The following is a 23,647-nucleotide window of genomic DNA, read 5'->3' as shown; positions in this document are numbered from 1 at the left end:
ACAAAAATAGAAATTATGTTGAAGCTTGGCGATTCTTTACCAGAATTTATCGGAACAAATCAAAACGGAGAACAAATCGATTCTCAAAAACTGATAGGCAAAAAACTCGTTGTTTTCTTTTATCCAAAAGCAAGCACGCCGGGTTGTACCGCCGAGGCTTGTAATTTGAGAGATAATTATTCAGTTTTGAAGAAGAAAGGTTATCAGTTATTGGGTGTTAGTGCAGATTCTGTGAAGCGTCAAAAAAATTTCAGTGATAAAAATGAGTTGCCATTTGATATCATAGCCGATGAGAGTCATGATATCATTGATAAATTTGGAGTTTGGCAGTTGAAGAAATTTATGGGGAGAGAGTTTATGGGAATTGTGAGAACGACTTTTGTTTTTGATGAAAACGGAATTTGTACTCAGGTTATTGATAAAGTCAAAACCAAAGACCATGCGGCTCAGATTTTAGAATAATTAATTTTCAATAATATAAAAAATGAAAATAGAACATATTGCCTTTTGGGTAAAGGATTTGGAAAAGATGAGGTCTTTTTACGAAACTTATTTTGATGCGGTTTCCAATGAGAAATACATCAATCCGATTAAAAAATTTGAATCTTATTTCAAGTTTTGAAAATGGGTCTCGTTTGGAAATAATGTTTCGTCCGGACATAACAGAAGCTAATAATCACAATGAAGTCCAGAAATTAGGATTGATTCATCTGGCTTTTTCAACAGGAAGCAAAGAGAAGGTTGATACTTTGACCGAAAGGCTTAGAAACGAAGGCTTAGAAATCATTGGCGAACCGAGGACGACTGGCGACGGTTATTACGAAAGCGTAATTCTAGATCCGGAAAATAATATCATAGAGATTACGGAATAACTATTTTATCGGAATCCAAATCTCTTCCTCGGCAGAATCATCATTAGGATTGTAATCGTCGCCGAAAATTTCAAAATGAGGTCTGTTGTCGATCTCAAATTGATTTTCCGGAATGAAAGTTTGAAATAGATATCTGAAAATTTCCGGCCCATTTTCCGCTTTGCCCTTATAACTGAAAACCAAGTATTTTCCACGTTCTAATTCGAAAGTTTCAAATTCTTCAGGAATATTTTGAAAATTAGAAACTTCTGCCAAAGCATATTTGGTGAAAGTTTGATTCGGAGTAAAATTCTCAGGATAGATTTGAAGCGAGAATAATCGATTCGAAATTCGATTGGCGATTTCATTTCTTCTTATCATCAATTTTCTCCAGACAATTGGTGTTTGATCATTTTGATAAGAAGTTGCGATGCTGAATCCAATCAATTTTTTGGAATCAATAATTTCTATTCTATGAGATAAATTCATTATTGTAAATTCCATTCATAAAGATTCAAATCTGCATCGTCATTCGGGATTCTGACAACTTCTTTGAAACTCAATCCAAGTTTTTCTATCAATTTAATTGAGGAAAAATTCTCTGGTAAAGTAATCGCACTCACTTTTTTAATTCCAAAATCATTGATTCCGATATCCATCACTTTCTTGGCAGATTCGTAAGCGTAACCTTTTCCTTCATATTCTTCCAGAAAGGCAAAGCCAATGTCAACGCCATCAATCCCTTCTCTGTCATACAAACCCACGGTTCCGATTTTTGTATTGTCCGATTTCAGAATCACAATACAATTCCCAAAACCAAGTCTCTCAATCTGGGGAAGATTCTTTTCTCGCACATATTTTTGTGCATCTTCGATAGTATGAATATTTCTGTCGCCAATATTTTTCAGCCATTTTTCTGTGTTGACCAATTGCATCAGAAATTCAGCATCATCAATATCGACAAGCTTTATGATAAGGCGTTCTGTTTCGTAAGTTTTTGACATAATTATTAGAGTATTTGGACAACATAGGCACATAGAAAATGAAATATTAAAATTAATAAAAAGATTAAATAGACTTATGAGATTAACTATTTAATCTTAAACCATAATAGAAAACTATGTGTCTATGTGGTAATATTAATTTTCATAATATCTCAATTCCTCATTGTCATCAGAAAAAATGACATATTTTTGGAATTTCAATCCCAATCTCTCAATCAATTTTTGAGAAGCAATATTTTCGTCAGAAGTCATTGCTGAGATTTTTGTCAAACCGAAATTTGTAGCTACTAATTCTTTTAGTTTCGAAGCTGATTCATAAGCAAATCCTTTTCCTTCAAAATCAGGAAAGAAAGAAAAACCAATATCAGGAACTTCTATTCCGTCTCGAACAAATACGCCAACCGCACCGATTTTTTTGTTGAGCTCCTTATGAATCACAACATAATTCCCGTAACCTAATTTTTCAATATGAGGTAAGAATCTTTCCTTAATATAATGTTCAGCATCTTGTTTGGTACGGAGATTTCGATCGCCAATATGCTTGATGAATGATGGCAAATTATACAATTCCAAAAAGAAATCCGCATCGTCCAGGTCGGCGAGTTTCATTCTTAATCGTTCGGTTTCGAAGGTTTTCATTTACCAAAAATATAAAATTTAAGGAACGATAACGGTAAAAATATAAGCAAAAAGGTTGACCAAAAGTACAACGCCGTAAAGAATGTTCGTTTTTCCTCGGTTTAAGGATAACATAACAGTATAAAGAGACAATGCCAGTAAAACCATTGATTTGATGTCTAGTCCGAGTAATAGTGGCATTTCGTAAATAATAGAAACTACCGCAACACATGGAATCGTCAATCCAATACTTGCGATGGCAGAACCTAATGCCAGATTTAAACTCGTTTGAAATTGATTACGTCGTGCCGCTTTTATCGCTGCCATTCCTTCTGGTAAAAGGACTACAGCTGCAATGATTACTCCGACTAATGCTTGTGGTGCACCGAAATTATGAACAACTTCTTCTATCTTTGGCGATAATGCTTTTGCTAAAAAGACCACAACACCTAAACAGATAATCAGAAAAATCAAACTCATTGTACTTTCGAAGTTGGTTGGTGGTTCTGCGTGTGGCTCATCATCGTTTTCAGGAAGGAAATAATTTCTGTGTCTCACGGTTTGAACCATCAAAAATGTACTGTAAATAACAAGTGAAGCAATTGAGAAGAATATTAATTGTGCTTTGCTGAATGAGGCAGACAATTCGCTGGTTGTATAATTAGGTAAAATCAAAGTCATTACGACAATCGCAACAAGACTTATTAAAGCCATATTTCCAGAAGTTCTGGCGAAGAATTGTTCTTTGAATTTGATACCACCAAGAAGAAGACACGCGCCGAGAATTCCGTTCAAAATTAACATTACTGCTGCAAAAACTGTGTCTCTTGCTAGTTTGTCGGTTTCTTTTCCACCAGCAACCATTAATGAAACAATTAATCCTACTTCTAAAACGGTAATGGCGATTGCTAAAATAATGGTTCCAAATGGTTCGCCCACTTTATGTGCCACAACTTCGGCGTGATGTACAGCGCCTAAAACGGAAGAAATTAATAAAACGCCTCCCAAAGCAGCGAGTAAAGGACTGTCATCTGTGACGCCTAACAGATAATAAGTTAATGCTAAAATCGGAAAAATATAAGACCAGTGAAATAAAGTTTTTATACTCATAGAAAATGATTTCTCTAATTTACAAAAAATTACTGAAAATGGTTTTGAGTGAATGTTGCAACAAAAAAGCCACCAAAATCCTGGTGGCTTAAATATTTTAGAGAATTAATGTTATTTAACCAAAGTCAGCTCGCTGATGAGTCTTGTTGCGCCAGCATATTTGTCGATAATCCAAAGAACGTAACGGACGTCAACGTTGATGGTTCTCTGCAATTTTGGTTCGAAAACGATATCGCCACTCAAAGCTTCGCTATTTCCATCGAACGCAAGACCAATCAAATGACCGTTTCCATCGATGATTGGCGAACCGGAGTTTCCGCCTGTGATGTCATTGTTTGATAGGAAGTTGATTGGCATAAATCCACCTTTCTTATCCGCATATTGACCATAGTCTTTTTTCTTGGCAAGGTCAAGAACTTTTTGAGGAAGGTCAAATTCTTCGTCACCTTTTTTGTATTTGGCAACCATACCGTTGATGTCGGTATAATAGTTTTCCTTGATGCCTTTGTAGTTTCTGTCCACTCTTTCGGGCAATGTTTCAATTGTTCCGTAAGTTAATCTCATTGTAGAGTTAGCGTCCGGATAGAATTTTTTCTCAGGCTGCGCTTTTCTAAGTCCGTCTAAGAAAAGTCTGCTGTTTTTAGCAAAATTCTCATCCACTTTAGAATATTTTTCCAATCCTAATTTTTGGTCTTCAACAATGCCGTTGGCAAATTGTCTCAATTTATCAGCGTCGATTTTCAATCGGTCAGGATTTTCAATGAAAGCCAAAGCAGATTTTTTATTAGCGAAAACAGATTCATAAGCCATTGTAGAAAGATTGTTCACATCAGCAGCAAGAATAGTTGGAGAAGCAAATTCCTTAGCTACTCTTGCCTTATAAAGTGATGCCAAAGAATTCAACATTTCGCCTTCCACATTGTCGTGAAAACCGTCGTAAGCTTTTTCAACAGCGTCAAGAACTTTAGTTTTCATTGCTGCTTTTCCGGCATCATCCTGGTCAGCATACGTTTTGAAAAGACTTCCCAATTGGTAAGCAGTAGCAATGTAATGTGCATTTCTTTGTAAAATCCCGGCATAATTTCTCTCTACATTTCTTCCGGAAACTTGGTTGTAATACACTTTAATTTCAGGTAAAACACCATAATAAGTCTGCTCATTTGGAGACTGAGCTGCCCACTGATTGTAAGTCTGCTCCAGTTTTTGTTTCTCAGCAACTGTTCCGTTTTTCTTCACCGCATCAATCGTTCCCTGTCTGTTTTTCCAGTAATTGGCAACACTTGCGTACTGAGAAGCATAATCTAACTGAGTTGCTTTGTCTTTGTCCATATACTTCTTCATCACATCCATTGCGACTTTAGAAGCTTCTACCCAAGCCGGATAATCTTTATCCACCATTTGCTCGATGCCATAAGACGTCAGATAACGGTTGGTTCTTCCAGGGTAACCCAAGATCATTGTGAAATCACCAGGTTTATAACCTTTCAACGAAACCGGTAAGAAATGTTTTGGTTTCAAAGGCGTGTTGGCTTCAGAATATTCCGCCGGATTTCCGTTAGCATCGGCATAAACACGGAAAACAGTAAAGTCTGCTGTGTGTCTTGGCCATTCCCAGTTGTCTGTATCACCACCGAATTTTCCTAAGGATGAAGGTGGCGCACCAACCAATCTGATGTCTTTATAGTCTTGATATACAAAATAATAGAACTCATTACCGTTGAAGAAATCTCTTACTACAACCGTATATTTTCCGTTTTCAGAATTTTCTGTCTGGATGGCTTTATATTCGGCATCAATAACCGCTTTTCTGTCAGCTGCAGACATATTGTTGTTCAGTTTGGAATTGATTCTCTCAGAAACGTCATCCATTCTCACCAAAAATCTTACATACAAACCCTTAGCATTGAATTCTTCATTCGGTTTCATTGCCCAGAATCCGTTCTTCAGATAATCTTTTTCAGGCGTTGAAGCTGCCGCAACAGCATCGTAACCACAATGGTGATTGGTAAAAATCAAACCTTGGTTAGAAACAATCTCACCCGTACAGAAACCACCAAAACTTACAATAGCATCCTTCAGACTGGAATTGTTAACAGAATAAATTTCTTCCGGCGTCAGATGCAGACCTTCTTTCTGCATATCAACTCCGTTCAGACGTTTAACGAGCATCAGAAGCCACATCCCTTCGTCGGCTCTCATTTGTGCATAGCCCAGAATCAGGGTTAATGCTAAAAATATTTTTTTCATTGAGAATATTATTTTGCTGGCTAATTTAATGATTATTTTAAATCTAATGGTATGAATTTGGCTACGAGATTGAGTAAATTTGAAAAGATGAAATTTCTAAAGTCAATAGGTGTTTTATCATTGTTAATGCTTTTAATGTATTCTTGTAAAACTTCGAATCAATCCGCTACAACAATGGAAAATATTCACAGAAAATGGATGTTGGTTGAATACAAGGATTTCACAAAAGATGAACTTGTAAAATTAGAAGCCAATATGGATTTGACGAACAATTCTGATGCGCCCAACCGTTACACTGCAAAAATGGGTTGCAATGGGATGTTTTTCACGGCAGAATTCAATAAAGGGAAAGCTAAATTTTCTGGCGTTGGTTCTACGATGATGTATTGTGACGGCAGAATGAGATTGGAAGAATCGTTTGGAAAAGAATTGCCCAATATGAATCAGTACAAAATCGAAGGACATTTCTTAACTTTAACAGACGGAAAATCAACAATGAAGTTTGTTGCTGCAGATTGGGACTAAAAAAACAAATCATAAATCCAAAATAAAAAAATTATGAAAAGAAGTGCAAAAGCTTTTTGGAAAGGAACAGTAAAAGACGGAAGTGGCGTTTTAACTACGCAAAGTACAACGCTTAACGATACACAATATTCCTTCAAAAGTAGATTTGAAGACGGCGTTGGAACCAATCCGGAAGAATTATTGGCCGCCGCTCACGCCGGATGTTTTACAATGAAAACTTCAGCTTTGTTGTCGGAAGCAGGTTTTATTCCAGAATCTTTGGAGACAGATTGTAAAATCTCTTTGGTTGATGGAAAAATTACATTGTCAGAATTGACACTGACCGCAAAAGTTCCTGGAATCTCAGAGGATGATTTCCAGAAAATTGCAAAAGATGCCAAAGAAAATTGCCCTGTAAGTCAAGCTTTCAGTTTTGAAAAATCGCTGACTGCGACTTTAGTTTAATTTGAAAATTCAGTTTTAAGTTAAACTCGAATTATAGGAAACCAAAGATATTCTTTGGTTTTTTTGTCTAAAAATAGTATCTTGTGAGAATCAGAAAATTATAAATTTTAAATGTTAGAAAAGAAAGAACATCAGTATGAAAGAGCGGTTTTGGTAGGTGTAATCACCCAAAATCAGGATGAGGATAAACTGACAGAATATATGGACGAATTGGAGTTTTTGGCTTTTACAGCCGGAGCTACAGTTGATAAAAGATTTACTCAAAAATTGTCTCAGCCAGATTCCAAAACTTTTGTGGGGAAAGGAAAAATGGAGGAGATTCGTGATTACGTGAAAGAACATCAAATTGGAACTGTGATTTTTGATGACGAATTATCGCCTTCCCAGTTAAAAAATCTGGAACGTGATATGGAAGTCAAAATCTTAGACAGAACTAATCTTATCCTCGATATTTTTGCCCAAAGAGCTCAAACTTCTTACGCAAGAACACAAGTTGAATTAGCTCAATATCAATATCTTCTTCCTCGATTAACCAGAATGTGGACCCACCTTGAGAGACAAAAGGGGGGAATCGGGATGCGTGGTCCAGGTGAAACGGAAATTGAAACCGACAGAAGGATTATCCGGGACCGAATCACATTGCTGAAAGATAAATTGAAAGTCATTGACAAACAAATGGGAACTCAAAGACAAAATCGAGGTAAAATGGTGCGTGTTTCTTTGGTAGGTTACACCAATGTTGGAAAATCTACCTTGATGAATGCTTTGTCAAAATCCGATGTTTTCGCAGAAAATAAATTGTTTGCAACGCTTGACACAACAGTTCGTAAAGTTGTGATTGGAAATCTTCCATTCCTTTTAACCGACACGGTTGGATTCATCAGAAAATTGCCTACTCAGTTGGTAGAATCTTTCAAATCCACTTTGGATGAGGTTCGTGAGGCGGATTTGTTGGTTCACGTTGTCGATATTTCTCACGACAGCTTCGAAGACCATATTGCTTCTGTTAATCAGATTCTTCAGGAGATTGATGCGCATCAGAAACCGATGATTATGGTTTTCAATAAGATTGACGATTTCAGTTATGAGAAGAAAGATGAAGATGATTTGACGCCTTCATCTAAAAAGAATATTTCTCTGGAAGAATGGAAAAAAACGTGGATGGCAAAATCAAAATACCCGACGGTTTTCATTTCTGCGCTTAACAAACAGAATTTCCCTGAGATGAAGAAAATGATTTATGATGAAGTTCACAGGATTCATATTTCACGTTTCCCGTACAATGATTTGTTGTTCGAATATTTTGAGGACGAAGAAGAAAATTAAGAATATAAAATAAATTTAAATAAGTTGAATCAAGTTGGAAAATCTCAACAATCAACACAAAATAAAAAATAAATGGAGTTATATTACTCATTTTCAGTTCTTATCGTTTTAGCATCTTTATTTGCCTATATCAATTACCGCGTTCTCAAATTACCGAGTACAATTGGGATAATGGTGATTGCGATTATCGTTTCTGTAACCTTGGTTGCATCGGGCGATAATTTTTTACCAAAAACTACAAGTCATCTTACTCAATTAGTAAATAACTTCGATTTTACAGAAGTTCTGATGGGGGCGATGCTTAATTTCCTGCTTTTTGCGGGAGGAATCCATATCAACATCAAAGATTTGAAAGAACAATTTGGACCAGTTTTGATTTTTTCTACTGTCGGTGTTATCATTTCCACGTTTGCTGTTGGTTTTGGTGTTTATTATCTTTTGCCGTTGGTAGGTGTTCAGATGCCACTGATTTATTGTATCGTTTTCGGAGCGCTGATTTCTCCAACCGACCCAGTTGCGGTTCTAAGTATTTTGAAGCAGGCCAATGTCTCCAAATCTTTGGAAACCAAAGTTGCCGGAGAATCTTTGTTTAATGACGGTATGGCGGTCGTGGTTTTTACTGTTGTGTTGCAGATTGCCATCGGAAAAGAAATCGATTTGAATGTTGAAAATATCGGGTTGCTTTTGCTTCGTGAAGCGGGTGGAGGTTTACTTCTAGGAGTTCTTCTCGGATATTCGGCGTCGAGAGCAATGCGAGTTGTGGATGATTATATTATTTCCGTACTCATCACATTGTCAGTAGTTATGGGCGGTTATTTGATTGCTCACGAGATGCATATTTCTGCTCCTTTGGCGATTGTTGCTGCAGGTTTATTCATGGGAAATTTCAGTGAAAGTTTCAAAATGAAATCCGAAACTCAAGATTATTTGATAAAATTTTGGGAACTAATTGACGAAATTATGAACGCAGTTCTATTCCTGTTTATTGGGTTTGAATTGCTATTAATCAAAGACTTAAATGAATATTTAGTAGCTGGTGGAATTTGTATTTTAATCGTTTTGTTAGCACGGTGGGTTGCGATTTTTGTTCCGACTAAGTTTATGGCTTTTAAATATCGATTCAGTCCACAAACTGTGAAAGTTTTGGTTTGGGGCGGAATCCGTGGTGGTGTTTCTATCGCTTTGGCTTTATCAATTCCGATTAATGAGTACAGCCAAATTATCATCAGCATCACTTACTGCGTGGTTGTATTTTCGATTATAGTTCAAGGACTAACGATTGCTAAAGTAGCGAATCCTAAGAAAATTGCTACGGAAGAAAAAATATTAGAAGAAGTTCACACAGATGAAAGTCATTGATGTAAAAAACTGGAAAAGAAAAGAACATTTCGAATTCTTTTCCGGAATGAAAAGTCCTTATTTTGGAATAGTAACCGAAGTTGATTGTACAGAAACTTATCAATTTGCTAAAGACAAAAACGAATCTTTCTTCGCCCATTATCTTCACAAATCAATGAAGGCGATTAATTCGGTAGAAGAATTTGGATATCGAATTGTAAATGGTGAAGTTATAGCGTTTGATATCGTTCACGTTGGTTCTACGATTGCCAGAAATGATGGAACGTTTGGATTCTCTTACTTTGAATATTCTGATGATTTTCAAATATTTAATCAAAATTTACAACAAGAAATTGATGAAATTCAAAATTCAACAGGTTTAAGAATCAGAAATGAGGAATTGCCACCGAATCATATCCGACATTCTACGATGCCTTGGACTCATTTTACAGGTTTGCTTCATCCGACAGATTTTGACCCAAAAGAATCTATTCCTAAAATTGTCTTTGGAAAATTCTCTGAAAAGAATGGACGGAAAATGTTGCCTATTTCTGTGGAAGCGCATCACGGTTTGATGGATGGTTTTCATCTTGCAAAATATTTGGAGGAATTTCAGAATCAGCTTAATTTGAAATAATTCAGCTTTTTTAGTTAAACATAAACTTGCTCCAGAGGAGCAATCCGTTTGTAGCGAAAATTGATCCAAGCCAGAAAAGAACTCCGTAGGGAGTTCAATGTTTTCACAAATTAACCCAAACAAATGCCATTCTCAACAGAAATAAAACAAGCTCTCGAAATCCTCGTCATTCCAGGAAAAACAGAAAGTATGAAGACCTTTTTCAAAACCGGAAAAGGTGAATATGGCGAAGGCGATTTGTTTATTGGCGTAACTGTTCCGGACCAAAGAAGTATTGCAAAAGCATTTTACAACAAAATTTCTCCCGAGGAACTCAGTGAATTATTGTCTTCCAAAATTCACGAACATCGCTTAACGGCTTTGTTGATATTGGTTTACAAATTCGAGAAGACTAAGCATAAAATTCAACAAAAAGAAATCGTCGATTTTTATCTGAAGCATACAAAATACATCAACAATTGGGATTTGGTTGATACATCCTGTTATAAAATTTTAGGTCGATATTGTTTTGAAAGTCAGAACTCTAAAATCCTTGAAAAATTATCAGATTCTGATGATATGTGGGAAAAACGAATGGCGATTGTCGGAACAATGTTTCACATCAAAAAAGGACAATTTGATTTGACAAAAATTTTTGCATTGAAGAATTTGAAACATCCACACGATTTGATGCACAAAGCCAACGGCTGGCTTCTCCGCGAAATGGGAAAAATGAACGAAACCGAATTGTTGGACTTCCTCAATCTTCATTATAAAGAAATGCCAAGAACTTGCCTCCGTTATGCGATTGAGAAACTGGACGAGACGTTACGGCAAGATTATTTGAAAGGAAAAATCTGATGGATTATTTTTGGCTAAGACCGGTTTTGCATTACTTTTTACACTTTGGATTTCCCATTGTGTTGGCTTATGTTTTTTTTCGAAAAAACTGGAAAAAGGCTTATTTCATAATGCTTGGGACAATGTTGGTAGATGTAGACCATTTGCTCAGCACACCTGTTTTTGCGCCGGACAGATGCAGCATCAATTTTCATCCGCTTCACACGTATTGGGCGATTGGCGTTTACTTTCTGTTATTATTTTTTAGAGGGTTTCCAAGAATTATTGGCGTTGGTTTACTCTTTCATATGCTAACTGATTGGATAGATTGCCAGTTACATAACCTGAATTTTTAGAGTTATAATTATTTGGGCAGCTATTCCGCCTTCCGCTCCCAATCTTTTTTGCAGAAAGCTTAGATTAAATAGAACTTAAGAAACATACAAAAAAGGATTTCCGCTCAAGTCGGGCTGCAGGCAATTCAATGCTTTAATGTATGATTTATTAATCGTTATTTCTTGCATTCGTCATTTTAAAACTCATAATTCTGGCGATATTCAGCGCTCTTTTAATTGCATTTTCAGCATTTTCTCCTTCAAAATTTTCATGGACGGTTTTCTCCCATATCTGTAACCATCGGTTAAAATGTTTTTCCTCCAAAGCAAAAACTTTATTGATTGGGAAATGTTTTGCCATCGGATGACCTTCGTACACAGGATTTCCCAAAAGAATGCTTTCCCAGAAATTATACATTTTTGGAAGGTGTTTGCTGAGGTCAATTTTCGCTACATCTGTGAAAAAGAATCCAATCAAGTCATCTTTAATAACTTGGTCATAAAACTCCTTCACTAAAAATTCCACATCATTTCTGGTTGTAATATCTTTCATAATTCGATGTTTTTATTCTATCAAAGTTATTGCTTTTTGGATAAGCTTGAAATAAGATTAATGTCAGTTTTTGTTTGAAAAACCACTAATTTTGCAAAATGGACCTTGATTTATATAAAAAGCAAGCACAGCAAAAACAAAAAGAGCATAAAAAGTTTTTGGACGGACTCAAAAAGAAGCCACCTAAGAATCTGGATTATCTGGTTTTGGAAAAACACGAAGAAACATTTGAGGAGATCGATTGTCTCAGTTGTGCGAATTGCTGCAAGACGACAGGCCCACTTTATACAGAAAAAGACATCGAAAGAATATCCAAACATCTACGGATGAAACAAGCTGATTTCGAATCTAAGTTTCTACGAGTTGATGAAGAAAACGATAAAGTTCTCCAAAATTTGCCATGCTTTTTCCTGAATGACGATAATACTTGCTCAATTTACGATATTCGTCCAAAAGCTTGCAGAGAATATCCTCACACTGATAGAAAAAAGATTTATCAGATCAATAATCTTACGATTAAGAACACTTTGATCTGTCCTGCTGCTTATGTTTTTGTAGAGAAATTGAGAAAAGTGTTAGAAAAATAAATTATCCTAAAGTTTTCCCAAAAAACATATAATTTCCGAATTTAACATAATATTGGTTTAATGTTTGGTCTTCATAATCAACACTAAATAAAAGTATTATGAAAAAGTTAATAGCAGGCGGTCTGATTATTTTCGGAGCAATGTTTGTTACCGCACAGGTGACACCGCCACAAGACACGACAAAAACAAAAACAGAGAAAAAGATGAAGAAAAAATCTCTGGAAACTGTTCAGCCCAACGGAATGAACAGAACTGTTGATACTGCAACCATCAACAACAGGTCAAAGATGCAGAGTAATCCAGATAGATTACAACAAAATACTTTACCAAACAATGGAACATTGCAAAACCCGAATACAACTTCACCAAACAACGGAACTTTGCAAAATCCAAACACAACGAATCCAAACAATTCGACAGTACCACAACAACCTTTAGGACCAAATAGTCCAACTAATCCAAATCCAACAAGATAAAAATTGGTAAACTTAAAAATGACCAGAGTGTTTTTACTCTGGTTTTTTTTGGCTTGAAAAATCGTTTATGATTGCGAAATTTTCAATTATAAAAATTTGGTTTGATATTTGGCTTAGTCTTATTAATACTAAAAATAAAATATTATGAAAAAGATATTAATGATAGCCACTTTTCTAGCTTTTGGAAGTGTATTTATGACCGCTCAGACGACAAAGAAAGTAGAAACAAAATCAGCGACAAAGACAACGATGCTCAAATCTGCAAAGTCTACTCAAAAAAGCAACGCGCCGAAAATGGTCGATACTGCTAATATAGAACAAAGACAAAAAGAGGCAGATGAAAAAGTGGCTCAGCCAGCGATGCCGCGGAGAGATGGTCTAACAGACGAAGCAATAAAACCACAAGCGCAACCAGCGCCCGGACAATTAGAATAAAAAAGGAGCAAATTATTTTGCTCCTTTTAATTTTTTATAATTTCCATTCCAACACGGCTTTGATAAAAGCTTCGGCGTTTTCTACTGGAATATTCGGTAAAATCCCGTGTCCGAGATTCACAATATATTGGTCTTTCCCAAAACGATTAATCATTTCGTGAACCATTCTCCTGATGGTTTCCGGTGTAGAATGTAATCTCGAAGGGTCAAAATTCCCCTGCAAAGTCACAGCATTATTAGTGAATTTTCTCGCATTTTCCGGTGTAATTGTCCAGTCAACGCCAAGTGCGGAAGCTTTAGATTTCGTCATTTCGTCCAATGCGAACCAGCAACCTTTCCCGAAAACTACAACGTGCGTCAACGGTGCCAAAGCCTCAACAATCTGATTAATATATGGCCAGGAAAATTCCTGATAATCAGCAGGTGAAAGCATTCCACCCCACGAATCGAAAATCTGAACTGCAGAAACGCCTTTTTCCACTTTTCTTTTCAAGTAAGCAATCGTCGTGTCAGTGATTTTTTGTAACAATTTGTGCGCCGCTTCTGGCTGTAAAAAACAAAATGATTTAGCAATATTAAAATCCTTCGAACCTCGTCCTTCGATGCAATAACAGAAAATCGTCCAAGGCGAACCGGCAAATCCAATCAGCGGAATCTCATTGTCCAGCTTTTCCAAAGTCATTTCTATCGCATCAAAAACGTAACCCAAAGTATCGTTCACGTCCGGAACTATCACATCGTCAACTTGTTGAGCTGTTCTAATTGGGTTGTCCAACCAAGGTCCAACCGACTCTTTCATTTTGAAATCGATTCCCATTGCTTGAGGAACTACCAAAATATCGGAGAACAAAATCGCCGCGTCCAGAGGAAATCGTCTAATCGGCTGAACCGTGATTTCCGACGCCAATTCCGGCGTTTGACATCTCGTGAAAAAGTCGTATTTGTCGCGCAAAGCGATGAATTCTGGCAAGTATCTTCCGGCTTGTCTCATCATCCAAACTGGCGGTCTTTCCACGGTTTCCCCGCGAAGTGCTTTTAAATATAGGTCGTTTTTAATCATTTTAAATATTATTTTGGGCGCCTTTTCCGCCTTCCACTCCCGCTTTTTTTTTATTCAAAAAAGAAAAAGAGCTCCGTTCAAGTCGGGGCGCGCTTCGCAAAATACAACTTTAGTCCTTCAAATCAAGATTTCCGAAAGTTGAACTTTCCTTTAAAATCAAATTCAACAAATCAGCTAAAGTATTTTTTGAACTTGTAATTATTTTATTATCAGTTAGTTTTTCCAATTCAGAAGTCGTTGTTTTTCCAATCGAAAAAATCTTGACGTCATCAAATTGATTAAACTTCGCAAAACTACGAACTCCGCTCGGACTGAAAAAAACTATCGCCTGATATTTCTCATCGATTTTCGGATAGAGTAGTTCTGTCCTATAAACAGGCATTTTTTTGTAAGAAATATTTTGTAAAGGCAATTTTTCATCCAAAATATCCAACGCAATATCGCCACAGAAATGCAAAAACTTCTCATTCACCGAGTTTTCTACAATGAATAGCGAAAGCTCACTCGCATTCTTACATAGTTTAAAAGTCCCAAAATTATGTTTCCTCAATTCCTTTTTCGTCTGCGAACCAACCACATAAATTTTGTTGTAATTTTTGGGTTCAGCAAAATTCTCATTCGCAGAAAATCCGTTTTCAAAAAACGCTTTTACCCCATTCACACTCGTGAAAATCAAAGAATTGTTTTTTAAACCGAAAGGTTTAGTTTTTAAAATTTTAGTATGAATCACCTCAACAAAATCAACCGACACTTCGACTCCGCTCAGTGCAAGTGTTCCCAACTTTTCAGAAACTTTTTCTTTATCCAGTGATTTTGTAAAAAGGATTTTCATATTTATATGGTATTCGAGAACCTCAGACTGACAATAGATAAAAGTTATTAAACATTATTTTGTCATTCCGTAGGAATCTAGGCCGTTGAGATTCCTACGGAATGACAAACTTGATGATGAATCAAAAAAGAGAACTACAGAGATTTTTTAATTTCTTCCATTAACTCTTTTCCGCCATTTTCCAAAACCTTCAAAGCGATTTTTTCTCCGAAGTTTTGAGAATCGTTCCAGTCAAAAATTTCATCGGTTTCGATGCAGTTTTTGCCGTCAAGCGAACAAAGTCTTCCCAAGAATCTGATTTGGTTATTCAGAATTTCAGCTTTCGCACCGATTGGAGCTGTACAACCGCCTTCCAGCGTTTTTAGAAATTCTCTTTCTATACTAACGCAAATTTCAGTTTCCGGATGTGAAATTGATTTTAAAATCGATGATAATTCCGGATTGTCAATTTTGCTGGCAATCGCAACAACACCTTGTGACGGTGCTTGCAACATAAACGGAATCTGCTCATAATGAACATCCAAATTCATTCTTTTGATTCCGGCCAAAGAAAATAAAGTCGCATTGGCAACGCCATCATCCAGCTTTTTCAAACGGGTTTGGACGTTTCCTCGGATATCCGTAAATTCAGTTTCAGGAAATTCTTTCAGCCAAAAAGCACGTCTTCTCAAACTGCTGGTGGCGATTTTCAAAACTTCCAAATCCAAAGGTTCAGAATCGCTGTTTCTAACCAAAACATCCTCAGAAAAATCTCGTTCCAAAACGGCAGAAATCTGAATGTTATTTGGCAATTGCGTCGGTACATCTTTTAAGGAATGAACAGCGATATCAATCTCATTATTTAATAAGGCAATGTCCAAATCCTTTGTGAAAACACCTGTGATTCCCAATGCATAAAGCGGTTGGTCCAGATTTTTGTCGCCAGAACTCAGGATAGGAACAATCTCGGTTTGGAAACCAAGATTCTGCAGTTTCGATTCAACTTCGTGAGCCTGCCAAAGTGCAAGCGGACTATTTCTCGTTCCTATTTTTATTGTCGTCATCGGATTCTTGTTTATGGATGTCCAGAATATCTTCCATCATTTTCGTGATTTCGTCTGCGCGGGAAGGGTTTTCAAGAATGTATTTTGCAAATCGGTTGGTTAGTTTCTGAACAAGTTTATTAGAGAGCTCCATATCTTCAATTTTGGCGTAATTGAATTTTTTATGAATCGTGTGCATCTCGTGTTCCTCGATTTTTTTCAGAGAATTTTTGAAATGATTGATATTCGGAGCCAGTTTTCTTTTCTTTTCCCAATCCACAAATTCCTTTGCCATTTCTTTGATGATTTCTTCCGCTTTCGGGATTTCCTTTTTTCGCTGTTCCATCGTTGCTTTGATGGTTTGCGACAATTGGTCAACATCTATCAAAGTCACATTTTCACAGTTTCCGATTTCCTTCTGAACGTTGTTTGGAATCGATAAATCGATGACCAGCATTGCTTTATCTTTAGGAAAATTAGACTCATCAATAATATATTTCTGAGCGCCGGTTGCGACAATCAGAACATCAGTTTGTTTGAGTTCTTCAGGGAAACTGTTGAAATCGATTTGAGGAATATTGTATTTGTCGGCAATTTTCTCAGCTTTTTCAAAAGAACGGTTTGCAATTTTGATCTTTGGCTGATAAACGTGCTTCACAAGATTTTCAATCGTATTTTGTCCAATTTCGCCAACGCCAAGAAGTAAAATATTTTTCTCGTGAAGATGTCTCGTGTTGTTCAATATATAATGAACCGCTGCGTAAGAAACCGAAGCAGAACCAGTGCTGATTCCCGTTTCGTTCTTGATTCTTTTCGAAATCTGAATCGATGAATTAATGGCGCGTTCCAAGTAAGGATTAGAAAAATCCTTGTATTTTTTGAATCGATGATAAGCATTCTTGATTTGAGAAACAATCTCAAAATCACCGATGATCTGACTTTCCAAACCTGCCGCGACACGGAAAAGATGAAACAGAGCATCTTCTCGCTGAATCACATTCACATATTTCAAAAAGTCTGAAAGCTGAACGCCAACTGTGTTGCAATACAACTCGGCAATATGAAGATAATTCTTGGTTGTAGAGTATATTTCGGTTCTGTTACAAGTGGAAACCACGAAAGCATCGCCCAGATCCTCTTCATGGATTTTGTTGGCAAAAGATTTTATGTGGTCATCAAAAAAAGCAAATTTCCCACGGGTCTCAGCATCGGCTTTTTCATAACTGATGCTTAGAACGGCAAAATCTGATGTTTGATGAAATTTATGTTTTGGACTCATTTTCAGTTTGCAAAATTACAATTTTTAAAACAAAGACTCTTTCTGAATTTCATTTTCGAAAATTGATAAAATCTATAAACTCAGTTCAAAAAGATATAAGAACAATAATGTTTTGAAGAAATTTTTATCGGAGTAATAATTTTTGATTTCTAATTGAAATTCAGATTTATCTGTGATGGAAAATTCTTGAAATTTTAAGGAAATTTTAACCAAATTATTTTGAAATCGAGATAGAGAATAAGTCTAAATTTATATCTTTGTAAACTTAATAATGACTGAACAAAATGGGTATATTGGATATGTTTACGCAAGAGATTGCGATTGACTTAGGGACTGCGAACACGCTTATAATTCACAATAACAAAATAGTTGTGGACCAGCCTTCTATCGTTGCGATAGAGCGTTCTTCCGGTAAGCCAATTGCCGTTGGGGAGCAAGCGAAGCATATGCAAGGGAAGACCCACGAGGATATCAAAACGGTGCGTCCTTTGAAGGATGGCGTTATCGCGGATTTCCACGCTTCAGAACATATGATCAAGGAATTTATCAAACAAATTCCGGGCATCAAAGGGAAACTTTTTCAGCCGGCACTTAGAATCGTGATTTGTATTCCTTCTGGGATTACTGAGGTTGAGAAAAGAGCGGTAAGAGATTCTGCCCAGAAAGTGAATGCCAAAGAAGTTCGTTTGATCTATGAGCCAATGGCAGCCGCGATAGGGGTTGGGATTGATGTTCAGAAACCGGAAGGTAATATGATCATCGATATAGGTGGAGGAACCACGGAAATTGCTGTCGTAGCGCTTGGCGGAATCGTTTGTGATAAATCTGTGAAGATCGCTGGTGATGTTTTCACCAATGATATTGCTTATTACCTAAGAACGCATCATAATTTATATATCGGAGAAAGAACGGCGGAGAGAATTAAACTTGAGGTTGGTTCTGCTGTTGAAGAGCTGGATGTTCCAATTGATGATATTCCTGTTCAAGGCCGTGATTTGATTACTGGTAAGCCAAAAGAGATTATGGTTAATTATAAAGAAATAGCCAAAGCTCTTGATAAATCAATCATCAGAATCGAAGATGCAGTAATGGAAACTTTATCATTAACTCCTCCGGAATTGGCTGCTGATATCTACAAAACAGGAATTTATCTTGCTGGTGGCGGTGCTCTTTTGAGAGGTTTGGCAGACAGACTGCACAGAAAAACGGGACTTCCTGTTTTCGTAGCAGAAGACCCTTTGAGAGCGGTTGTAAGAGGAACTGGAATTGCTCTTAAAAATATGGATAAATTCAATTTCCTGATCAAATAATATTTTTTCTCTAAAATTTGAATAAATTTAATGGTTCGATATTTTTATGATTCAAATTAATATCAGATCATTTATGATTTATCAATTATCATTTATAATTTAGATGGGTGCTTTGCTGAGATTTTTTTCCAAGAATGCATTATTTGTGTTCTTTATATTCCTGCAATTGGTTGCAATTGTACTGATATTCAGCAAAAACTCTATGCAGCAAAGTTTCTTGGCAGCAAAAACTGCGGCCTTTAACTCTTGGGTTTCAGGTTATATCGACGAAGGTACTTCTTACTTGAAATTAAAACAGATCAATGAAGACCTTGTCATTCAAAATAAAGCCTTGATGAAGGAACTTTACGGAAAAGAAAAGTTGGATAAGCCTGTCTTCCGAAGAGTTTATGATACGATTGGAGGCGGACAGATCTACACATTTGTTGACGGAGAAGTTGTTTACAATACTATCAATAGAAAAGATAATTATTTCACTATCAACAGAGGACGTTTGCAGGGCGTGAGTTCCAAAATGGGTGTTATTGCACCACGAGGAATTGCCGGAATCGTTATCAATACAACAGATAATTATTCTTTGGTTCAATCGGTTTTGAGTACCAATAAAATCAAAATCAGCGCATCGCTTAAGAAGTCTGGTTATTTTGGAACATTGTCTTGGAAAGGCGATGATTCCAGAACAATGACATTGTCTGATATTCCGAAATATGTTCCATTGAAAGTCGGAGATACTGTTGTAACGGATGGAAAATCTTCCATTTTCCCAGCAGGAATTTTGGTCGGAACTGTGGCAGGTTATCAGGTTGACAGCAAAACAGGTTTTTGGGATGTTTCTGTAGAACTTAGCGAAAAAGTGGGGAAACTGAGTACGGTTTACGTTGTGAGAAACCTTAAAAAATCTGAAGTTCAGAAAATAGATGATACTTTAAAAGCTCAAATTAAAAAAGATGGTCAGTAGAAACATTGCATCAGACTTGCTTTTAATAGCAATACTTACAGCTTTTCAGGTTTTCATTCTGAACAGGATTGCTTTGTTTGGGCAATACATTCCTGTGCTTTATCCTGTATTTGTAATGTTCTATCCATTTTTCCGAAATCAATTTCAATTTTTAGGATTGAGTTTTTTATTGGGATTATGTGTGGATGCATTTTTAGGCACTTGGGGAATCAATGCTTTTGCAACGACGGTTATCGCTTATTTTAGAACAATTATATTTAGAACATCGACTGATACGACTACGGATTTTTTCTCTTTCCAAAGTATCCAGTGGACACAGTTCATATTTTTTATCATAACCAGTATTTTTATCCATCAGTTTTTGGTGCAGTACATCGAGTTTTTCAAGTTCGATAGATTTTTTGAAATTTTATTTAATGTAATAGTTACCAGTATAATCTCGTTTGTATTTATATTAGCTTATACATTAGCATTTAAAATCAAACAAAAAGTCTGAACCGAAAGAATGTTTATCCAAAACCAAAAAATACGCTCTTTGAAGCCGAGGTTGCATATGTCATCTGAAAATATAGAAAAGTACATATGAAATCACAATATCTTAGAATCATTCTCGCTCTTTCTATTATTGCATTAATTTTTATTGCAAGGCTTTCTTATTTGCAATTATTCACAGATAGATATGCGCTGAATGCCGCCAATACATCTATTAAAATCGAATACGTCATTCCACCAAGAGGCGTTATTTTTGACAGAAATGGGAAAATACTTGTAGGAAATCAGCCTGCGTTCGAAATTTCTTATACAGCAGCACTTCTTAAACCTGATTTTGATACGCTTGGTTTTTGTAAATTATTGAATATTTCCAAACCGGATTTCATCAAAACGATGAAAAATATTGAGAAAGAAAAGTACTATTCTAAGCTCACCCCAATGACTTTTATGAAAAATCTAAGTCGTGAAGATATGGCTAGAATTCAGGAGTTGATTTTCAAATATCCTGCTTTTTCAATAGTTCCTCGTCCACAAAGACAATATGAAATCAATACTTCCGGAAACCTTTTGGGTTATACCAATCAAGTGAATGATAATGATATCAAGAAAGATTCATTGTATTATTTGCCAGGAGATATTGTTGGAAAAAGTGGAATCGAGAAAGCTTACGAAAAAGAACTTCGAGGTGAAAAAGGAATGAAATATATCCAGAAAGACATTCGCCAAAGAAGCATAGGTTCTTATAAAAACGGAGAGCTTGACAAAGAAGTTGTAACTGGAAAAGATTTAACATTAACCATCGATTACGATTTGCAAAGAATGGCGGAGGAAATGTTAGTTAATAAACATGGTGCAGTTGTAGCATTAGACCCAAATAATGGTGAAATCTTAACAATGGCAACCGGACCGGACATTGACCCCAATCTTTTCACCGGACCAAACAAATCCAGAAATCTTTACAGATTAGCCAACGATACGATTTTCGAAAACAAACCTACGTTTGACCGTTCTGTTCAGGCAGCTTACCCACCAGGTTCTACTTTCAAATTGCTGACCGCTTTGGCTGCAATGGAAATGGGCGTGATGACAGATAAGACGATTTTCCCTTGCGGAAGAGGTTTCTTTTATCGTGGGAAAAGCATTAAAGGGCACGGTGGTGCAGATCCGTTAATCCCATCTATACAGGTTTCCAGTAACTGTTATTTCACTTATGCCTATATATCAATCATAAAAAAATATCCGGGAAACCCATCAAAAGGGGTTGATGAATGGAAAAAAATTCTCAATAGTTTTGGCGTTGGAGAATTCCTTAACAACGATTTGGCTGTTGGTGCAAAAGGCAGAATTCCTTCCGGAGAGTTTTATGAAAAGAGAATGAAATCCATTTACAAAGCGAGTGGCTCTAAACGGACAGATTATAAAAACTGGGACGAGATGCCGACAGGAGCTATATATAATGGTATGGGACAAGGCGATGTTCTTTTGACACCGATGCAAATGGCCAACTTCGTAGCTGCTATTGCAAACAAAGGCTGGTATTATACGCCTCACGTGGTCAAATCAATTGATGGAAAACCAAACCCAGACCCTAGATTCAAGAAAAAACATATGACCTTGATCCAGAACCCTCATTATTATAATGTTGTCCTACAAGGGATGGAAGCAGTAATGCTGAGAGGAACCGGAAGAAGTCTGATGTCTAAAGATTTTACGCAATTGGCTAAGACAGGAACTGCACAGGTTCCACAGGGAAAAGACAATTCAATTTTTGTATTGATTGCACCTGCTGATAAACCGAAAATTGTGGTAGCAGCAGTTATGGAACACGCTGGATTTGGAGCAACTTGGGCCGGACCGGCCTGTTCAACGATTGCTGAGAAATACATCACTGGAGAACTGAAAAGAGAACATCTTTATAAAAAAATGATAACCTCCAGCTTTATGCCCGAGTATAAACGACAGTATATTGCCGACATGAAGCGGAAGGGTTGGTACAAAGAACCGCCAAAAGATTCTGTTCAGCTTAAGAAAATTAAAGACAGCCTGAAGGCTATTCAAGATAAGAAATTAAAAAAAGACAGTTCTAAAGTTAAACCTCTAAAATCCAAAGTAAAATGAAGTGGGCAGAAGGGATTGACAAATTAGGAATGACATTATACGTTCTGTTGTGTGTCTTCGCAATTCTTAATATTTATAGTGTTAAAGAAGAGTTGGGACAAAAGCAATTGATTTTCTTTGGAATTTCTTGCTTCGTTGGGATGATCATCTTCTTTATGAGAACCAAATTCTTCGAGAATATGTCGGCAATCATTTATGTTGGTGGCGTTTTACTTTTGATAGGATTATTTCCATTTGGCACGGAAATCCTAGGACAAAAAAACTGGTACAAGTTCGGAGGATTCACGATGCAGCCTGTAGAATTTGCAAAGATCGGAACAACACTGATGCTGGCAAACTATGTTTCTAATCAGGATTTTAATATTGACAACAGGCGGTCATTGATCACGTCTTTAGCCATCATCGCTATTCCCGGAATTGTAGTTTTGATGATTCCGGATGTGGGGTCATTATTGGTATTTGTTGCATTTGTTATTGCTTTGTATAGAGAAGGTTTGTCGGGAAAATTATTCTTGGTCGGAACATTATTCGCCGCTGTTTTCCTTATTGCCAATTATCTCAATGATCCGTTGAAAATCGATCTTTGGTATTTTACGGTCATCATTCTTATTTTGGGCGTGATCTGGTTTATCTTCAATGTTGCGATGCTGCACAAAAATATTTATTCTTTGTTGCCTGCAGCCGGGATAATTGTTTTACTAGCCGGATTATCCATCGTTTCGCCAATTGTTTTTGAGAAATTACCCAAACATCAACAGGAAAGAGTAGAGGTCTTGTATAAAGGGGAAAGGGAATTCCGGGATACATCGGGCTATAACCTGTTGTATTCCAAGACAGCAATTGGCTCTGGCGGAATGATGGGAAAAGGCTATAAGCAAGGTTCTGTAACACAAGGAAAATTTGTTCCTGAACAAGAAACCGATTATATTTTCTGTACTGTTGGAGAAGAATGGGGTTTCTTGGGAAGCACAATTCTGATTCTTTGTTATGCTATTTTCATTGGTAGAATCTATTATCTCGCTGAGAATCAAAAATCAACATTTAACCGGGTATTTGGCTATTGTTTTGCCTCTATTTTATTGATCCACTTTGTCATCAATCTCGGGATGGTTATGGGATTATTTCCAACCGTAGGGATTCCGTTGCCGTTTTTCAGTTACGGAGGAAGTTCGCTTTTGGCATTCTCGATAATGACTTTTATATTTTTCAAACTGAATTACGCAGATAAAAATAGCCTCGTATAAACGAAGCTGAATTTTATTTATAATTGA

Annotated in this window: 28 protein-coding genes; 18 read left to right on the top strand and 10 right to left on the bottom strand. The window is 36.5% G+C overall.

The window, feature by feature from the left end; translation table 11 throughout:
• The first annotated feature begins 15 nt into the window (after window positions 1-15).
• From bcp to RTX21_RS17500, 3 genes are read left to right on the top strand one after another with little or no spacing between them, the layout of a single operon-like run.
• Window positions 16-462 carry a thioredoxin-dependent thiol peroxidase gene (bcp, locus tag RTX21_RS17505; RefSeq protein WP_312769762.1) on the top strand — a complete coding sequence of 149 codons (447 nt, stop codon included), beginning with the start codon at window positions 16-18 and terminating at the stop codon, window positions 460-462.
• A 22-nt stretch (window positions 463-484) separates the two neighbouring features.
• On the top strand, window positions 485-622 hold the full coding sequence (locus RTX21_RS18045; RefSeq protein WP_409415002.1) for a hypothetical protein: 138 nt from the start codon (window positions 485-487) through the stop codon (window positions 620-622).
• Window positions 600-872, top strand: coding sequence for a VOC family protein (locus tag RTX21_RS17500; protein WP_409415001.1), 273 nt, complete (start codon window positions 600-602; stop codon window positions 870-872). Before RTX21_RS18045 ends, RTX21_RS17500 begins: the two co-directional genes overlap by 23 nt.
• On the opposite strand, the gene RTX21_RS17495 is transcribed toward RTX21_RS17500, so the two are convergent.
• From RTX21_RS17495 to RTX21_RS17475, 5 genes are all read right to left on the bottom strand, one after another.
• The gene (locus RTX21_RS17495; RefSeq protein ID WP_312769761.1) at window positions 873-1,340 is read right to left on the bottom strand and encodes an effector binding domain-containing protein; all 468 of its coding nucleotides are present in this window, start codon (window positions 1,338-1,340) and stop codon (window positions 873-875) included.
• The gene (locus tag RTX21_RS17490) at window positions 1,340-1,855 is read right to left on the bottom strand and encodes a GNAT family N-acetyltransferase (protein WP_312769760.1); all 516 of its coding nucleotides are present in this window, start codon (window positions 1,853-1,855) and stop codon (window positions 1,340-1,342) included. The genes RTX21_RS17495 and RTX21_RS17490 overlap by 1 nt, the downstream gene beginning before the upstream one ends.
• A 135-nt stretch (window positions 1,856-1,990) precedes the next feature.
• Window positions 1,991-2,494, bottom strand: a complete 504-nt coding sequence (locus tag RTX21_RS17485) for a GNAT family N-acetyltransferase (protein WP_312769758.1) — start codon at window positions 2,492-2,494, stop codon at window positions 1,991-1,993.
• 18 nt (window positions 2,495-2,512) lie between these two features.
• Complete coding sequence (locus RTX21_RS17480) at window positions 2,513-3,583, bottom strand: ionic transporter y4hA (RefSeq protein ID WP_312769757.1); 1,071 nt, start codon at window positions 3,581-3,583, stop codon at window positions 2,513-2,515.
• 111 nt (window positions 3,584-3,694) lie between these two features.
• On the bottom strand, window positions 3,695-5,830 hold the full coding sequence (locus RTX21_RS17475) for a S46 family peptidase (protein WP_312769755.1): 2,136 nt from the start codon (window positions 5,828-5,830) through the stop codon (window positions 3,695-3,697).
• An 87-nt stretch (window positions 5,831-5,917) separates the two neighbouring features.
• Between RTX21_RS17475 and RTX21_RS17470 the strand changes: the two genes are divergently transcribed.
• From RTX21_RS17470 to RTX21_RS17440, 7 genes are all read left to right on the top strand, one after another.
• Entirely contained in the window at window positions 5,918-6,355 is a 438-nt protein-coding gene (locus RTX21_RS17470; protein WP_312769753.1) for an META domain-containing protein, read from the top strand.
• Between the two features lie 33 nt (window positions 6,356-6,388).
• On the top strand, window positions 6,389-6,799 hold the full coding sequence (locus tag RTX21_RS17465; protein WP_312769751.1) for an OsmC family protein: 411 nt from the start codon (window positions 6,389-6,391) through the stop codon (window positions 6,797-6,799).
• A gap of 111 nt (window positions 6,800-6,910) precedes the next feature.
• The gene (gene hflX, locus RTX21_RS17460; RefSeq protein ID WP_312769748.1) at window positions 6,911-8,125 is read left to right on the top strand and encodes a GTPase HflX; all 1,215 of its coding nucleotides are present in this window, start codon (window positions 6,911-6,913) and stop codon (window positions 8,123-8,125) included.
• Window positions 8,126-8,197: 72 nt separating this feature from the next.
• Window positions 8,198-9,484: a sodium:proton antiporter gene (locus RTX21_RS17455; protein WP_312769746.1), complete on the top strand. Its 1,287-nt coding sequence runs from the start codon at window positions 8,198-8,200 to the stop codon at window positions 9,482-9,484.
• The gene (locus RTX21_RS17450; protein WP_312769744.1) at window positions 9,471-10,100 is read left to right on the top strand and encodes a chloramphenicol acetyltransferase; all 630 of its coding nucleotides are present in this window, start codon (window positions 9,471-9,473) and stop codon (window positions 10,098-10,100) included. The genes RTX21_RS17455 and RTX21_RS17450 overlap by 14 nt, the downstream gene beginning before the upstream one ends.
• Before the next feature lie 123 nt (window positions 10,101-10,223).
• Window positions 10,224-10,940 (top strand): DNA alkylation repair protein, encoded by a 717-nt coding sequence (locus RTX21_RS17445; RefSeq protein ID WP_312769743.1) that lies wholly within the window; start codon window positions 10,224-10,226, stop codon window positions 10,938-10,940.
• On the top strand, window positions 10,940-11,275 hold the full coding sequence (locus RTX21_RS17440) for a DUF6122 family protein (RefSeq protein ID WP_312769742.1): 336 nt from the start codon (window positions 10,940-10,942) through the stop codon (window positions 11,273-11,275). The genes RTX21_RS17445 and RTX21_RS17440 overlap by 1 nt, the downstream gene beginning before the upstream one ends.
• A 148-nt stretch (window positions 11,276-11,423) precedes the next feature.
• Here RTX21_RS17440 and RTX21_RS17435 read toward each other — a convergent pair whose 3' ends face one another.
• A complete protein-coding gene (locus tag RTX21_RS17435; protein WP_312769741.1) occupies window positions 11,424-11,807 on the bottom strand; it encodes a group III truncated hemoglobin in 384 nt (127 codons plus the stop codon).
• 98 nt (window positions 11,808-11,905) lie between these two features.
• Between RTX21_RS17435 and RTX21_RS17430 the strand changes: the two genes are divergently transcribed.
• The 3 genes from RTX21_RS17430 to RTX21_RS17420 all read left to right on the top strand — a co-directional run bounded on the left by RTX21_RS17430 (window position 11,906) and on the right by RTX21_RS17420 (window position 13,305).
• Window positions 11,906-12,394, top strand: coding sequence for a YkgJ family cysteine cluster protein (locus tag RTX21_RS17430; protein WP_312769738.1), 489 nt, complete (start codon window positions 11,906-11,908; stop codon window positions 12,392-12,394).
• Between the two features lie 98 nt (window positions 12,395-12,492).
• On the top strand, window positions 12,493-12,870 hold the full coding sequence (locus RTX21_RS17425) for a hypothetical protein (protein ID WP_312769735.1): 378 nt from the start codon (window positions 12,493-12,495) through the stop codon (window positions 12,868-12,870).
• 159 nt (window positions 12,871-13,029) lie between these two features.
• Window positions 13,030-13,305 carry a hypothetical protein gene (locus RTX21_RS17420; RefSeq protein ID WP_312769734.1) on the top strand — a complete coding sequence of 92 codons (276 nt, stop codon included), beginning with the start codon at window positions 13,030-13,032 and terminating at the stop codon, window positions 13,303-13,305.
• A gap of 34 nt (window positions 13,306-13,339) precedes the next feature.
• Here the strand turns inward: RTX21_RS17420 and hemE are convergent, their stop codons facing one another.
• The 4 genes from hemE to hemA form a co-directional block, all read right to left on the bottom strand.
• Window positions 13,340-14,365, bottom strand: coding sequence for a uroporphyrinogen decarboxylase (gene hemE, locus RTX21_RS17415; RefSeq protein WP_312769732.1), 1,026 nt, complete (start codon window positions 14,363-14,365; stop codon window positions 13,340-13,342).
• A 109-nt stretch (window positions 14,366-14,474) separates the two neighbouring features.
• On the bottom strand, window positions 14,475-15,197 hold the full coding sequence (locus tag RTX21_RS17410) for a uroporphyrinogen-III synthase (protein ID WP_312769729.1): 723 nt from the start codon (window positions 15,195-15,197) through the stop codon (window positions 14,475-14,477).
• A gap of 134 nt (window positions 15,198-15,331) precedes the next feature.
• A complete protein-coding gene (gene hemC / locus RTX21_RS17405) occupies window positions 15,332-16,240 on the bottom strand; it encodes a hydroxymethylbilane synthase (protein ID WP_312769726.1) in 909 nt (302 codons plus the stop codon).
• Entirely contained in the window at window positions 16,209-17,498 is a 1,290-nt protein-coding gene (gene hemA / locus RTX21_RS17400; RefSeq protein ID WP_312769724.1) for a glutamyl-tRNA reductase, read from the bottom strand. The genes hemC and hemA overlap by 32 nt, the downstream gene beginning before the upstream one ends.
• A 284-nt stretch (window positions 17,499-17,782) precedes the next feature.
• Between hemA and RTX21_RS17395 the strand changes: the two genes are divergently transcribed.
• From RTX21_RS17395 to rodA, 5 genes are all read left to right on the top strand, one after another.
• Window positions 17,783-18,808: a rod shape-determining protein gene (locus tag RTX21_RS17395; protein ID WP_027383133.1), complete on the top strand. Its 1,026-nt coding sequence runs from the start codon at window positions 17,783-17,785 to the stop codon at window positions 18,806-18,808.
• 103 nt (window positions 18,809-18,911) lie between these two features.
• Window positions 18,912-19,766, top strand: coding sequence for a rod shape-determining protein MreC (gene mreC / locus RTX21_RS17390; protein WP_312769721.1), 855 nt, complete (start codon window positions 18,912-18,914; stop codon window positions 19,764-19,766).
• Window positions 19,756-20,262, top strand: coding sequence for a hypothetical protein (locus RTX21_RS17385; protein ID WP_027383135.1), 507 nt, complete (start codon window positions 19,756-19,758; stop codon window positions 20,260-20,262). The genes mreC and RTX21_RS17385 overlap by 11 nt, the downstream gene beginning before the upstream one ends.
• 86 nt (window positions 20,263-20,348) lie before the next feature.
• Entirely contained in the window at window positions 20,349-22,376 is a 2,028-nt protein-coding gene (locus RTX21_RS17380; RefSeq protein WP_312769718.1) for a peptidoglycan D,D-transpeptidase FtsI family protein, read from the top strand.
• Window positions 22,373-23,620 carry a rod shape-determining protein RodA gene (gene rodA, locus RTX21_RS17375; protein ID WP_312769716.1) on the top strand — a complete coding sequence of 416 codons (1,248 nt, stop codon included), beginning with the start codon at window positions 22,373-22,375 and terminating at the stop codon, window positions 23,618-23,620. The genes RTX21_RS17380 and rodA overlap by 4 nt, the downstream gene beginning before the upstream one ends.
• Window positions 23,621-23,647 lie beyond the last annotated feature (27 nt).

Source organism: Epilithonimonas sp. (assembly GCF_032054305.1).
Lineage (GTDB): Bacteria > Bacteroidota > Bacteroidia > Flavobacteriales > Weeksellaceae > Epilithonimonas.
This window is presented reverse-complemented; position numbering and strand designations above follow the sequence as displayed.